This window comes from Ferrovibrio sp., from assembly GCF_029255545.1.
Taxonomy (GTDB): domain Bacteria; phylum Pseudomonadota; class Alphaproteobacteria; order Ferrovibrionales; family Ferrovibrionaceae; genus Ferrovibrio.
On sequence record NZ_JANLJJ010000086.1, the window covers coordinates 4,202 to 16,977 of the forward strand.

Annotated in this window: 11 protein-coding genes; 10 read left to right on the top strand and 1 reads right to left on the bottom strand. The window is 62.7% G+C overall.

Annotated features, from left to right (window positions below):
* The first annotated feature begins 66 nt into the window (after window positions 1-66).
* The 5 genes from Q1J79_RS16990 to Q1J79_RS17010 are packed head-to-tail and all read left to right on the top strand — an operon-like array spanning window position 67 to window position 5,646.
* The gene (locus Q1J79_RS16990) at window positions 67-1,611 is read left to right on the top strand and encodes a class I adenylate-forming enzyme family protein (RefSeq protein ID WP_300302690.1); all 1,545 of its coding nucleotides are present in this window, start codon (window positions 67-69) and stop codon (window positions 1,609-1,611) included.
* Window positions 1,612-1,642: 31 nt separating this feature from the next.
* Window positions 1,643-2,158 carry a MaoC family dehydratase gene (locus Q1J79_RS16995; RefSeq protein ID WP_300302692.1) on the top strand — a complete coding sequence of 172 codons (516 nt, stop codon included), beginning with the start codon at window positions 1,643-1,645 and terminating at the stop codon, window positions 2,156-2,158.
* 19 nt (window positions 2,159-2,177) lie between these two features.
* Complete coding sequence (locus tag Q1J79_RS17000; RefSeq protein ID WP_300302694.1) at window positions 2,178-2,810, top strand: DJ-1/PfpI family protein; 633 nt, start codon at window positions 2,178-2,180, stop codon at window positions 2,808-2,810.
* A 3-nt stretch (window positions 2,811-2,813) separates the two neighbouring features.
* A complete protein-coding gene (locus Q1J79_RS17005; protein WP_300302696.1) occupies window positions 2,814-4,988 on the top strand; it encodes a N,N-dimethylformamidase beta subunit family domain-containing protein in 2,175 nt (724 codons plus the stop codon).
* 1 nt (window position 4,989) lies between these two features.
* Window positions 4,990-5,646: a TetR/AcrR family transcriptional regulator gene (locus Q1J79_RS17010; RefSeq protein ID WP_300302698.1), complete on the top strand. Its 657-nt coding sequence runs from the start codon at window positions 4,990-4,992 to the stop codon at window positions 5,644-5,646.
* 56 nt (window positions 5,647-5,702) lie between these two features.
* Here the strand turns inward: Q1J79_RS17010 and Q1J79_RS17015 are convergent, their stop codons facing one another.
* The gene (locus Q1J79_RS17015; RefSeq protein ID WP_300302700.1) at window positions 5,703-6,446 is read right to left on the bottom strand and encodes a TetR/AcrR family transcriptional regulator; all 744 of its coding nucleotides are present in this window, start codon (window positions 6,444-6,446) and stop codon (window positions 5,703-5,705) included.
* 119 nt (window positions 6,447-6,565) lie between these two features.
* Between Q1J79_RS17015 and Q1J79_RS17020 the strand changes: the two genes are divergently transcribed.
* From Q1J79_RS17020 to Q1J79_RS17040, 5 genes are all read left to right on the top strand, one after another.
* On the top strand, window positions 6,566-7,627 hold the full coding sequence (locus tag Q1J79_RS17020; RefSeq protein WP_300302702.1) for an ABC transporter substrate-binding protein: 1,062 nt from the start codon (window positions 6,566-6,568) through the stop codon (window positions 7,625-7,627).
* Window positions 7,628-7,705: 78 nt separating this feature from the next.
* Window positions 7,706-8,770 carry an ABC transporter ATP-binding protein gene (locus Q1J79_RS17025; RefSeq protein WP_300302704.1) on the top strand — a complete coding sequence of 355 codons (1,065 nt, stop codon included), beginning with the start codon at window positions 7,706-7,708 and terminating at the stop codon, window positions 8,768-8,770.
* A gap of 1 nt (window position 8,771) precedes the next feature.
* Window positions 8,772-10,502: an ABC transporter permease subunit gene (locus Q1J79_RS17030; protein ID WP_300302707.1), complete on the top strand. Its 1,731-nt coding sequence runs from the start codon at window positions 8,772-8,774 to the stop codon at window positions 10,500-10,502.
* 11 nt (window positions 10,503-10,513) lie between these two features.
* Complete coding sequence (locus tag Q1J79_RS17035) at window positions 10,514-11,323, top strand: enoyl-CoA hydratase/isomerase family protein (protein WP_300302709.1); 810 nt, start codon at window positions 10,514-10,516, stop codon at window positions 11,321-11,323.
* An 11-nt stretch (window positions 11,324-11,334) separates the two neighbouring features.
* A partial coding sequence (locus tag Q1J79_RS17040; protein ID WP_300302711.1) for a class I adenylate-forming enzyme family protein occupies window positions 11,335-12,776 on the top strand: 1,442 nt, incomplete at its 3' end.

Genomic DNA, 12,776 nt, shown 5'->3' on the forward strand with positions numbered 1-12,776 from the left:
TTTTTCTTCTGATCAATTAAAATTTGACTATTGAATAAAATTTTTTGGCTACTAGAATTCAGCCCCATGCCACTGCCGACATTACAGACCCTCGACGCCTACATCGCCCACTACGCCGCATCGCAGCCTGACCAGGAGGCCGCCGTGTTCGGCAACCTCCGGCTGACATACAGGATGCTGGAGCAGCGAATTGCGACGCTCGCCGCGAAGCTGGCGGCCGATGGCCTGCAGCCTGGGGACCGCGTCGGCGTATTGTCGACGCCGCGGCCCGAATATCTCATCCTGCTCAATGCAATCCTGCGCGCCGGCGGGATCTATGTGGGCCTGAATCCTCGTCATACGGCGCCAGAAATGGCCCATGCCATCGGACTGACGGCGCCACGCCGCGTTTTTGTGCTTCGGGGCGAGGCCGGCGCAGCACTGGTCGACACCCTCCGCGAAGCGGTCGGATCCCTGCAGGCCTGCCCAATCATCACTCCCTTTGCCTCAGTGGACGATCTGCCGAACGGGCAGGAGGTGGGCATCTCCACAAGCACGCGCCAGCGTGATGACCCGGCGGTGATCGTCTTCACTTCGGGAACCACTGGGCGCCCCAAAGGCGCGACCCTGCATCACTCGGGCCTCGTGAACGCCGCGATCTCGCAATGGGAGCATCTGCTGGTCGAACGGGATCATCGCATGCTCAGCAACCTGCCGATCAACCATGTCGGCTGCATCCTGAACCTGACTTTCGGATCTCTGGTCGGCGGCGGCACGCTTGTTTTCCAGGAGAAGTTCGACCCGGCCGAAACCCTGCGCCTGATCGAGGCCGAGCGCATCTCGGTCTGGCTGCAGGTCCCGGCCATGTTCCAGATGGCGACATCGCATCCAAATTTTGCAACGCGTACTCTCTCATCTCTGCAGGCCATTTGCGCCGGAGGTGGGGCGCTGCCCGCGCAAACGCTGGCACGACTGCGCAAGACGGGGGCCCGGATTTATGTGGAATACGGCCAGACCGAGCTAATGAGTACCTGCGCCTTTTCCGATCATGGCACCAGCGACGCGGATCTAGCCACGACGGTCGGGCGTTTTGACCCGCGCTTCAATATCAGGATCGCCGATCCCTCCAACCTCGTCTGCGCTGCTGGCGAAGTTGGAGAGATACAGGCCACCGGCGACTGCGTCATGAAAGGGTACTGGAATGACGAAGGCGCCACTAAAGCCGCGTTCACCACCGATGGCTGGCTGAAAACGGGCGATCTCGCCGCCTTGAGGCCGGATGGACTTGTTGAACTCCGGGGCCGCCTCAACGAGATGATCAAATCCGGGGGCTACAACCTCTATCCCCGGGAGATTGAATTCGCGCTTGAGGCCCATCCCGCCATCGAAGCCGTTGTTGTCGTTGGCCTGAATGATCCCACTTTCGGCGAATCGGCCCATGCCGTGCTCAGCCTGAAACCCGGCATGACGGTATCGCACCAGGAAGCCAAAACCTGGTGCGCCGGATCGCTGGCCAACTACAAGACGCCACGCAGTTTCCGCCGCCTGGACGACCTGCCGCGCTTGCCAAACGGCAAGATCGACCGCCGAAGCGTGAAAGCAATGGCGCCTTCCCTGCCAATCATTTCCTGATCCTGCCGATATTGCCAAGGAGTGCAGATTGATGACCCAGACGCCGATCAACGTTTTGGACGACCCGGATCCGGCCCGCTGGATCGGTCGGGAGATCGGAACATCAAGCTGGATCCGTGTGACACAGCCTATGATCGATGCATTTGGCCGCACCACGAAAGACTGGGACAAGATGCATGTCGATCCAGGCTGGTGCAAAACCAACAGCCCGTTTGGCACGACCATATCATTCGGCTTCCTGACCGTCTCGTTGCTGACGGCCATGCTGAACGAAGTGCTGGCGCGCCCGACCGACGAGGTTGCCACACTGAACTATGGCTTTGACCGCCTGCGCCTGATCTCCCCCGTTCCCGTCGACCACCAGGTGCGCGGGCATTTTGCCCTGAAATCCCTGACCGCGCGCCGCCCGGGACGCTATCAGGCCATCTATGCCGTGACCGTTGAAGCCGAAGGACAGTCAAAACCGGCATTGATCGCCGATTGGCTTGTGGTGACAGACACATCGCGGCCGCGCGCTTCAATCGACATGACCGACGCCGCGGAGTAAGCCGTCGCAGGAGGTGACCATGCGTTTCGGATTCTTGATGTATCCCGGATACGAAGAACTCGACATGATCGGCCCGTGGGAAATCGCCACCATGTGGAAAACCTACGCGGCCGGGCCGGAATGCGTCACCGTCGCACAGAGCCGCGACCCGATGCGTTGCGCAAAAGGCCTGCTCACCGCTGCCGACTATACCTATGAGGATGCCGGAAAGCTCGACTACCTTCTGGTTCCCGGCGGTTTTGCCGCTTTCGAGGAAATGAAGAACGAGCAGACCATCGCCTTCATCAGGGCCTGCGCGACCGAGGCGAAGGCGGTGCTCAGCGTCTGCTCGGGCACTTTCATTCTGCTGGCCGCCGGCCTGCTTGAAGGCGTCGAAGCCACGACAAACTGGAAAGTGATCGACAAGCTGCGCGAGGCGGGCGTGACGGTGATCGAGGAACGCTATGTCCGGGATGGCCGCATCTGGAGCTCAGGCGGCGTTTCGGCCGGTATCGACATGACCCTGGCCCTTGTCGCCCATGAAGCCGGGGCGGAAGCCGCCTGGATAACCCAGTATCAGGCCGAATACTTGCCCGAAGGTAAGCTGTATGGCTCGCTTACGACCTGGCAGGGCGCCCCGGCCTATGCGCGACGGCTGCGGCAGGAGGACTGAGCCATGCGGTTTGACCGTTACCTCGCCGGCTATGCAACCCCGCTGGTCGCGCGGCCCGGCCAGCGGGTCGCTTTTCATCTGAGCGCCGGCGTGCCCAGCTCCGTCCGCGCCCGGGTCGTTCGTCTGGCCTGCCTCAACCTCGAGCCGGCCGGCCCTCCCGAACGGATCGAAGCAGCCGGCTTTGGCCCGCAAACCACCTTGTTCGTTGACGATCAGAGATCGGACCCGGGCGCGCGGCTGGAAGCGGCTCTGCCCAGTCCGCGGAATCTGTCCTGCTTTACGTTCGGGCTGGGCGTAATGCCGACATTGACGGGCGTCGAGCAGAAATTGTGCGTGCTTGGCAGTCAGGTGGATGATTCCGTTGCCCTGCTTCGGGATTTGGACGGCTTCCTGGTTCTGCAGCTCGGCCCGACGAAACTGGAGACAGGGATTCTTCTTCCGATCCATCAGTGGGTGCTGCTTTCAGTGACGGCCGACTGCGCCGAAGGCTGGGCAAAGATCGGTTATCGCCATGTCCAGCCAGGCATGCCGCAACATCGCCAGGCCTCGGCCGGAGAATGCCTGATTGCCTTCCCGGCCATCGCCGGCGGCATTCCCGTGACACATATTCGCATCGCGGCCGGACTGCCTCCTGATCGCGCAGCCTTTGACGGCCGGATCGACCTCCCTATTCTCATGCAGGGCAACCATGACCTGCTACCCCTGCTGGCCGATGACGAGGCGGAGATACGACTTGCGCATCATAGCGACCTTATCTGCGCCTGGAGCTTCAGGGCTTCGCCGGAAGCGTGCCAGACCGATCTGTCGCCGTCACGGATTTTGGCAAATACAACTCATCACCCCCTTACAGGCGTGAAAGGTGCGCGCTGGACCGGCGAGACCCACGACCGGCGCCTCAAACCGGCACATTATTCGGCCGTGCATTGCAACAGCGACGCGATGACCGACGCGCAATGGCGCCCGTCACTTAGTCTCGACCTGCCCGATGACGCGGCAAGCGGCGCCTACGCGCTCGAGATGATCGACGAGCGCAATGAGCGCGCGTTTGCGACATTCTTCGTCAGCGCGGCGGGAGCTGCGCGGAGCAGCGTGGCATTTCTGGCCCCTACCTTTACGTACATGGCCTATGCCAATGCCCCCGAAGCCATGCGGGGCCCGCCTTCGGCGCGCGGCCTTTTGTCGGCGGAAACCTTGCTGGACAAGGCCGATGGCGCCTTCGGCCGCTCGCTTTACGAACGGTTCCGTGATGGCAGCGGCGTTGTCATTACGGGTGAACGCAAGCCGATGCCCGGAATCGGGCCTGATTTCCGGCTCTGGGGATTGCCCGCCGACACGCTGCTGACCGATTGGCTGGAACGGAGCAATGTCAGTCACGACCTGATCACCGATCACGATCTGCATCACCTGGGGGCCGCCGCACTGCAGGGCATCCGGGTCCTGATCACCGGGGCGCATCCGGAATACTGGACGACTCCGATGTGGGATACGCTGTCCGCCTGGCTTGCCGGCGGCGGGCGGCTGCTTTATCTCGGCGGCAACGGATTCTATTGGCGGACATCGATTGCGCCTGATGGGGCGATCGAAGTGCGGCGCGCCGAGGATGGCACCCGCCCCTTCATCGGTGAGCCTGCCGAGTATGTCCACTCCTTCTCGGACGAAGTCGGCGGCCTTTGGCGCAGGCTTGGCCGGCCACCCCAGAGCCTGGCGGGCGTGGGCATGGCCGCACAGGGCTTCAGCCGTTCAACTCATTACCGCAAAGGCAGAGACGCCGCCGACCCGGCAGTGGCCTTCGTTTTCGATGGCGTTAACGAAGATCGGTTCGGAAAAGGCGGCCTGATGGGCGGCGGCGCTTCCGGATATGAAATTGATCGGTATGATATCGGCCTTGGTTCTGACCCAAAGTCCTGGTGGCTCGCTTCTTCAGAAAATCATGCAGAAGACATACTCCGGACGAAAGAGGAGCTTTTGTCCTACGTCCCCCCATTTCGGGATTCAAAGGCTAGGTCCGACATGATCCTCAGCGTGAACAAAGCAGGCGGGGCGGTCTTTTCCGTCGGCTCGATTGCCTGGATAGGATCTCTGGCCGACCCATCAAGCGACGGCGCGGCGGCAAGGATCACGCTCAATGTGATCCGTCGCTTCAGCGATGACTTGCCATTGCCGATGCGGGAGCAATGACATGGCCGCCATGGATTCCTCGAAATCGACCAGTCAGCGAGTTGGCCGCAAGCGTGCCGTACAGCGCGACCGGATTCTTCGAGCTGCGATCGGTGAATTTGCCGCGCGTGGCTATGAGCGCGCGACGATGCAGGATATCGCAACGACGCTCGATATGACGAGCGCGGCCCTGTATTATTATTTCAAGACAAAAGACGACCTTCTGTTCGCGGCGCTGGACAGCGTTCTGGTCGACCTTGTCGAAGCCCTGGTTCTGGCCGTGGAAGCCGCTGTAAGCACTCCGCAAACCCAGCTGCGGGCACTCGTCGCGGCCCATGTCACTTTCGAACTGGAAGATCCGACCGTCGGTCCGCTGGTGAACACCCACCTGTATGGGCCGCGTTACCTCGTCGACATGCTTTCGCCCGCGCAGCAGGCCAAACTGAAAAATCATCAACGCGATATCTACAACCTCTATCGCTCTGTTCTGCAGCAGGGCATGGCGCAGGGGGTATTCTCGGTCAACGACCTGACGCTGGTCATCTTTGATCTTCTCGCCATCGCCCAGTACCCCGTGGTCTGGTTCAGGCCGGGCAGGACCCTCACGATCAATGAGGTTGCCGAGCGACAGGCTGAATTGTCCCTGCGCCTTTTGATCGAACCGAAGAATGGTTTGTAATTGGCGAAAACGCCAGCCGCGCGTTTCGCGTCGCCCAGTTCGCGACTGCTGCGACTTTAGACGGCACGCGGCTTCCCTTCCCCTTGATACAGAGCGTTGAACCAAATCACGGTGAGTTCCTCGGCAAGACGGGCAGGGTCTTTTGCGGCCTCGTCAAAATCGGGGTTCCTGATGACGTACAACTCGCGCAGAACATCGTCGATCATGCATTCCAGCGCCAGAACCCGGAGCTTCAAGGAGATCCTATCCAGGCGCGTTCCGCGGTGGCGAATGGCATGCGCCATGACGCGCTCGGCCCAGAGCCGGTTAACCCGCTGCTTTTCCCTTATGATCTCCGGCATAATATTGTGCAACTCGCGTACCCGCTCCATGAACACTGCGTTCTTGGCGAAGTAGTCGATGTAATAGCGATTCGTGCGCAGGATGCGATCATATGGCTGCATCTGCCGGCCCGGGCGATCCACCAGAACAAGCGTCTGGCTCTGGAAAGCCGTCAGAACCACCCGCACGGCATCGTCCTTTGATCCGACATATTGATAGAGGGCGGCCCGGGAAATTTCGGCGATCTCGGCAATGTGGTCCATCGACAGCGCCGCATAACTTGCCTGCGTCAGCCCCATGGCCGTTGCCCACAGAACCCTGCGGCGGGTGCGCTCTCCCTTGCGCAGTCCGGGTTCCCGGGCGGCGGTGTCGAGAGAGTCGGTGAACCGTGGCGCTGCGGGGATGTCTGTACCGGCAATCAACGCAGAAACCGGCTCTTCCGAATGACTATCTGCCCGGGATGCGGTGTTTCCCGCCATGTCTTTCAGGCTCCTTTGTCGCGGGTCTGGAAAAGCACGTTGACAGAAACTGACGCTCGTGTCAGCTTATCAAAACTGACACTAATGTCATATATTTGACTGCCGGGGAGGAGTTCGAGATGAAAACCAAGGGGAAGCTCACGCGTCGCTCGCTGCTGGTTGCGGGCTCGGCCGGCCTTTCGGCGCTGGCCATGCCGGCCATCATCCGGGCGCAAACGAAGCGGAAAATCGTGGTGCGTGATCTCGGCATCGGCAGTTCCTTCATGGATGCCTATGGCCGCCCCTTCACCGAGGCCACCGGCATCGAGGTGCAGCCTGTCACCGGCGCCAATGACCCCTTCGGCCAGATCAAGCAGATGGTCCAGACCAGGACTTATACCTGGGACATGTCGATCGTTTCCCGACAGATTGCCAACCAGCTCGCGGCCGATGGCGCGGGGTATCTTGAACCGCTGAACATTGATGCGGCGCCCGGCTGGAAAGCACTGCCGGACATGTTTCGCTCACCCGTCTATGCCGGCAACGACGTGGTCGCCACGGTACTCGGCTACCGGACCGACACAGTGAAAACGCCCCCCAAAAGCTGGGCGGATTTCTTCGACACGAAAAAGATTCCCGGCCGCCGGGCGATGCGCCGTTCGCCGGTCGACACGCTCGAGCAGGCGCTGCTGGCCGATGGCGTCAGCGGCGACAAACTCTTCCCGCTCGACTTCGATCGCGGCTTCAGGAAACTCGACGCGGTCAGAAAAGACATCGGCGTGTGGTGGACCTCCGGCGCACAGTCCACCCAGTTGCTGCAATCCGGCGAAGTCGACATGTGCCCGACCTGGAACGGACGCGCTCAGGCCGCGATCAAGTCCGGCGCCCCGGTCGCCATCATGTGGAACCAGTCCCTGTGGCAGTCCGAAGGCTGGGTGATCCTGAAAGGCGGTCCCAACGCCGACCTCTGCCGCGAATTTATCAAGTTCGCGCTGGCGCCTGAGCGACAGGCGGTTTTCGCGGCCGCCACCGGCTATGGGCCAACCATTCCGGACGCCGTCAGCAAAATGGACCCGGCGGTCGCCAAAACGCTGCCGACGCACCCCGACAATCGCGCTGGCGCCATTCTCGTCGATGTCGATTTCTGGACACAAACACGGGAAGTGGCCACGGAACGGTTCAACCGCTGGGTTGTTGGTTGACCGGCAGCGGTAACCCCAGCCACCCTTTGACATGACGGGCCGCCGTTCCGGCGGCCCTCCAGCAGCGACGGCAATCCCTTGTCCCAGCCCAAGCTAGACATCATCGGCATCACGAAGCGCTATGGCCATGCCACGGCGCTGGAACCAACCAGTCTGGCCGTCGAGGCTGGCGAGTTCATGACCCTGCTCGGTCCATCAGGCTCGGGCAAGACCACGCTGCTGATGATGATAGCGGGACTGACCGAACCCTCGGGCGGCGTGATCCGGCTCGATGGCAGTGATATCACCGCGCTACCCGCTTATCGGCGCAATATCGGGGTGGTGTTCCAGAACTACGCGCTCTTCCCCCATCTCACCGTTGCCGAGAATGTCGCTTTTCCCCTGCGCATGCGCCGCCAGAGCGATGACGCCATCCGCAGCGCGGTCGCCCGGGCGCTTGACCTTGTCCGCTTGCCGCATCTTGCGGCGCGACTGCCCAGGGAGCTTTCCGGTGGCCAGCAGCAGCGAGTTGCTTTCGCCCGTGCCATCGTCTTCGAACCTGAAATCGTCCTCATGGATGAGCCGCTCGGCGCCCTCGACAAACGGCTGCGCGACGAACTGAAACTGGAAATTCGCAGGCTGCACCGAGACCTCGGCACCACCATCGTCTACGTCACGCATGATCAGGAAGAGGCGATGCTGCTCTCCGATCGCATCTGCCTGATGAACAATGCCAGGATAGAGCAGCTGGACCTGCCTACCGCACTCTACGAGCGGCCGAAGACCCGTTTTGCCGCCGAGTTCGTCGGCGAAAGTAACATCCTCACCGGCCGCGTTGAGCCTGCGGGCATCGTTGCCGGAGGCCTGCACCTGCCCACAGCCCATCTGTCGCTCCTGCCCGGTCCCGGCGCCGAAGCTTCCGTCCTGATCCGGCCCGAGCGCATTGCGCTGGGAGCCACCGGAGAGCGCGGGCTGGCAATGACCGGCATCGTCACCGAGGTTATCGGCCTGGGCGGCACCCGGCGCCTGGTCGTCCGGGTCAACGACGCGATCGAACTTACCGTTCTGACCTTCAGCGGCGACAAACCGGTCGCCGCCGGGGAAACCGTATCGCTCACCGTGGCGGCCGAGGACATCGTTCCCCTGGCGTCCGGGAAACCCTGAAATGAAGCCCCGCGCGTGGTCTTCCGTCTTGCTGCTCACACCGGCCGGTCTGTTGCTGGCCGCTTTCTTCATTGCGCCGATCGGCCAATTCCTGCAGCAGGGTTTCCTTGATCGCGAAGGCGGCTTCACGCTCTCCCACGCCCTTCGCCTCCGGGAGGCCGGCACCTATGCCGATGTCATGTGGACATCGCTGACGATATCCTTCTGGGTGACCGTATTCAGCATTCTGTCCGGTTATCCGGCCGCTTATGTGCTGGCCAATGCCGACCGGCGCGGCAAAGGCTTCTGGGCGCTTTTCATCCTGCTGCCCTTCTGGTCCAGCTTCCTTGTGCGCACCTTCGCTTGGATTGTGATCCTCGGCAGGCAGGGGCCGGTTAACGCGGCCCTGCTGGCTGCCGGCATTTCGGACCGACCGCAGGAACTGCTCTATTCCTGGGGCGCCGTCATCATCGGAATGACGAACGTGCTGGTGCCATTCGCCATCCTCACCATGGTTGGCGTAATGGAGCGTATCGACAAGACCCTGATGACTGCCGCCGGCACACTCGGCGCCCGGCCGGTCCAGGCTTTTTTCCGCATCTATCTGCCGCTGTCGATGCCTGGCGTGACCGCCGCGGCCCTGCTCGTCTTCATTACGGCGCTCGGATTCTTCATGGCGCCGGCGCTGCTGGGCAGCGCGCGGGAAACCATGATCACGCAGTTGATCATCCAGCAGGTATCCGACCTGGTGAACTGGCACTTCGCGGCGATCCTGTGCCTTCTGCTCCTCGCCGCCTCCCTGATCCTGTTCGCGGTCTTTGATCGACTGGTCGGCGTGTCGGCCCTGTCGGGCACCGCCAGCTTGGAAACAGGGCGGCAGGCGCGCTCGGGCGCGAACCATGCCGCCTATGCGATCTCGGCCGCCATCGGCGACGCCCTCGCCGCAGTGGCGGAAATGCTCGGACTTTCCCCGCCCCGCACCGCTGGCCTGGCCCTGCGCACCAGGATATGGGCTATGTTCGTGGTGCTGTTCCTCGTCGCGCCGCTCCTGCTGCTGGTGCCGGTTTCTTTTACCGGAAACACCTACCTGTCATGGCCACCGGTCAATCCCGGCCTGCGCTGGTACAGCCAGGTCCTCACGTCGCCGGCCTGGCTGTCCGCGGCGGCCCGCTCCTTCATCGTCGCACTCGCAACTGCCGCCGTGACGGTCGCCATCGCCGTGCCGGCCGCTTTCGCCTTCCTGCGGCTGTCGGGACGTTCTGCCAGCGCGGCCTTCGCGCTGCTGATCTCGCCGCTGCTGGTTCCGCGCATGGTAATCGCCGTGTCGTTGTTCTACGTTTTCGCCCAGCTCGGCTTGGTCGGGACGGCGACCGGCCTAGTAATCGGTCATGCCATCATTGCACTGCCCTATGTCTTCATCGCCGTCATCGCGGTGCTCAAGACCTATGACCGCCGCCTCGATCAGGCCGCTGCCTCGCTCGGCGCCTCGCCGCTGCGGACCGCGCGCCACGTCACGCTACCGGTCATATCAGCGGGCATCATCTCGGCCGCGCTGTTTGCCTTCATCATCTCGCTTGATGAACTCAATATTGCGTTATTCGCCGCCGGCGGCCTGCAATCGACCCTGCCCAAGATGATGTGGGACGAGGCAACCCTGCAATTCTCACCCCTGCTGGCAGCGGCCTCCACCCTGGTTCTGGCGATCATGAGCGCCGTCGTCCTGCTCGCCGCCCGCCTGAGATCTTCCGTCTGAGAGAAAGCACCATGCCCATCACCTATTCCAAGGACGGCGCGATTGCGACCTTCACCATCGACAATGGCAAGGTCAATGTCTTCACGCCGGCCATGCACAGGGAGCTCTATGAGGCGCTCGTCGACTTCGGCCGCGATCCGGACATTCGCGTCGGCATTCTGGCCGGCAGCGCGGGCAAAAGCTTCTGCGCCGGCGACGATATCCGCGCTCCGCTTCCCGGCCTGACGCCTCGTGAGGCGCTCGAGGCGCATCTCTCGCCGCATACCCATGAAGCACGCATCGGCCTGACGCGGCCGGGCTGGGAACAGGATGTGATGCGCCTGCGGCGGGTCAAGCCGATAATCGGCGCGGTGGATCATTACTGCCTCGGCCAGGGGATGATCTACCTTTTGCTGCTCACCGAGATCCGCATCGCGACGCCGCGGACGCAGTTCGGCTTCCCGGAAATCGCCTATGGCATGGGCGGCGCCGGCGCGATCACGCGCCTGGGCCGCCATATCCCGCAGGCCATAGCGATGGAGATGCTGCTGCTCGGCGAACGGATCGATGCCGAGAAGGCTCTGTCGGCCCACCTGGTCAACCGCGTCGTGCCCGCCGACCAGCTATTCGCCGAGGCACGGACCATAGCCGGGAAAATCGCCGCCCATCCAGCGGTTGCGGTGCAGGTGGAACTTGACGCCTACAATCGCGCGATGGACATGCCGCGTGAGCAGGGCATCGATTATGCTGGCACGCTGTTTCGCTTCCAGCGCGTCGCTTATGACGTGCCACCCGCCGCGACTGGGTTTTTTGACGGCGGGAACGGAACCGGGGGCCGGTGATGGCGGCATCCTTGACTATCGCAGCGCTCGTCGCGGCCGAGAAGAGCCGCATCCGGGCCTCTGAGACGTCTTTCATCACCACCACGATCGGTGCCTTCTGCGCCCGCCGCTGCGGCGAGTTGGCCGACCAGCCCTTTCTGCATGTATTCGAGCGCGGCGAGACCGCCAGTTACGCCGAGGCCGACCGCCGCGCCAATGCCCTTGCCCAGGCCCTGCTTTCGCTGGGGATCGGCAAAGGCGACCGGGTTGCCGTGATGCTACCCAACCGTATCCTTTATCCGTTGGTCTTCCTGGCGCTCGCCAAGATCGGCGCCGTGCACGTGCCGGTCAACACGCGCTATACGCCGCGCGAGATCGCTTATGTGACCGGCGATTCCGGCGCCACGGCACTGGTGATAGACCCGACGTTTCTCGACACGCTGGCCGCCATCGAGGATAAGGCGGCCATTCCGCCGGCCGGCCGGATACTGGTGCCGGATCGCGCCGCGCCGGCCGACATGGTCGACCTTGACGGGCTGGTCGCGCGCCAGCCGATGCATGCACCCGTCGTACATGGCATCCAGCCCGACGATCTCATGAACATCCAATATACCTCGGGAACGACCGGCTTCCCCAAGGGCTGCATGCTCAGCCATGACTACTGGATGGTCCTCGCCCAGGCAGCAGCATCGTGGGATGCGGCGCCGCCGGCGCGACTGCTGACGGCGCAGCCTTTTTTCTACATGGACCCGCAATGGCATCTGCTGAAGACAATGCTGGTCGGCGGCACCTTGTTCATGGCTCCGCAACTCTCGTCCAGTCGCTTCATCGACTGGGTCAAGCAGCACCGCATCGAATGGTGCCAATTCCCCATCCTCATGACCCGTCAGCCCGAAGCGGCCGACGATTCGACAACCGCCCTCAGGCAGGTTGCGACATTTGGCTGGGATGGCAAAACCTGTCGCGCATTCAGACGCCGCTTCGGCGTGATGGCACGCGAGGGTTTCGGGATGACGGAAATCGGGCTGGGAACCTACATGACACCTGCCCTGGAGCCGATGTTCGATTCCGGATCGGTCGGCCTGGACGCGCCCTTCCGCCAGACCACCCTGCGCGATGAATCCGGCGCCCCCGTTCCGATTGGGCAGCGCGGGGAATTGTGGGTGCGCGGCCGCGGCCTGTTCCAGGGCTACTGGAACAGGCCCGATGCCAACGCGGACGCCTTCCGCGACGCCGGGGATGGCGGCCCGCCCTGGTTTCGGACCGGCGACCTGTTCGAGGCTGATGCGCATGGCTTCCTGTGGCTGGTTGGCCGCCTGAAGGACATGATCCGGCGCTCCTCGGAAAACATCGCCGCCCGCGAGGTCGAGGCGGTGATCCGCGAACTGCCGCAGGTTGAAGATTGCGCCGCCGTGCCAGTGCCAGACGTCAAGCGCGGCGAAGAGGTCAAGATCTATGTTCAGCTCAAGGATGG

Bases quoted from the DNA above. Each gene is read 5' to 3' on its own strand.
- Q1J79_RS16990 (WP_300302690.1), top strand. From the start codon at position 67: ATGCCACTGCCGACATTACAGACCCTCGACGCCTACATCGCCCACTAC.
- Q1J79_RS17035 (WP_300302709.1), top strand. From the start codon at position 10,514: ATGCCCATCACCTATTCCAAGGACGGCGCGATTGCGACCTTCACCATC.
- Q1J79_RS17000 (WP_300302694.1), top strand. From the start codon at position 2,178: ATGCGTTTCGGATTCTTGATGTATCCCGGATACGAAGAACTCGACATG.
- Q1J79_RS16995 (WP_300302692.1), top strand. From the start codon at position 1,643: ATGACCCAGACGCCGATCAACGTTTTGGACGACCCGGATCCGGCCCGC.
- Q1J79_RS17020 (WP_300302702.1), top strand. From the start codon at position 6,566: ATGAAAACCAAGGGGAAGCTCACGCGTCGCTCGCTGCTGGTTGCGGGC.
- Q1J79_RS17010 (WP_300302698.1), top strand. From the start codon at position 4,990: ATGGCCGCCATGGATTCCTCGAAATCGACCAGTCAGCGAGTTGGCCGC.
- Q1J79_RS17005 (WP_300302696.1), top strand. From the start codon at position 2,814: ATGCGGTTTGACCGTTACCTCGCCGGCTATGCAACCCCGCTGGTCGCG.
- Q1J79_RS17030 (WP_300302707.1), top strand. From the start codon at position 8,772: ATGAAGCCCCGCGCGTGGTCTTCCGTCTTGCTGCTCACACCGGCCGGT.
- Q1J79_RS17015 (WP_300302700.1), bottom strand. From the start codon at position 6,446: ATGGCGGGAAACACCGCATCCCGGGCAGATAGTCATTCGGAAGAGCCG.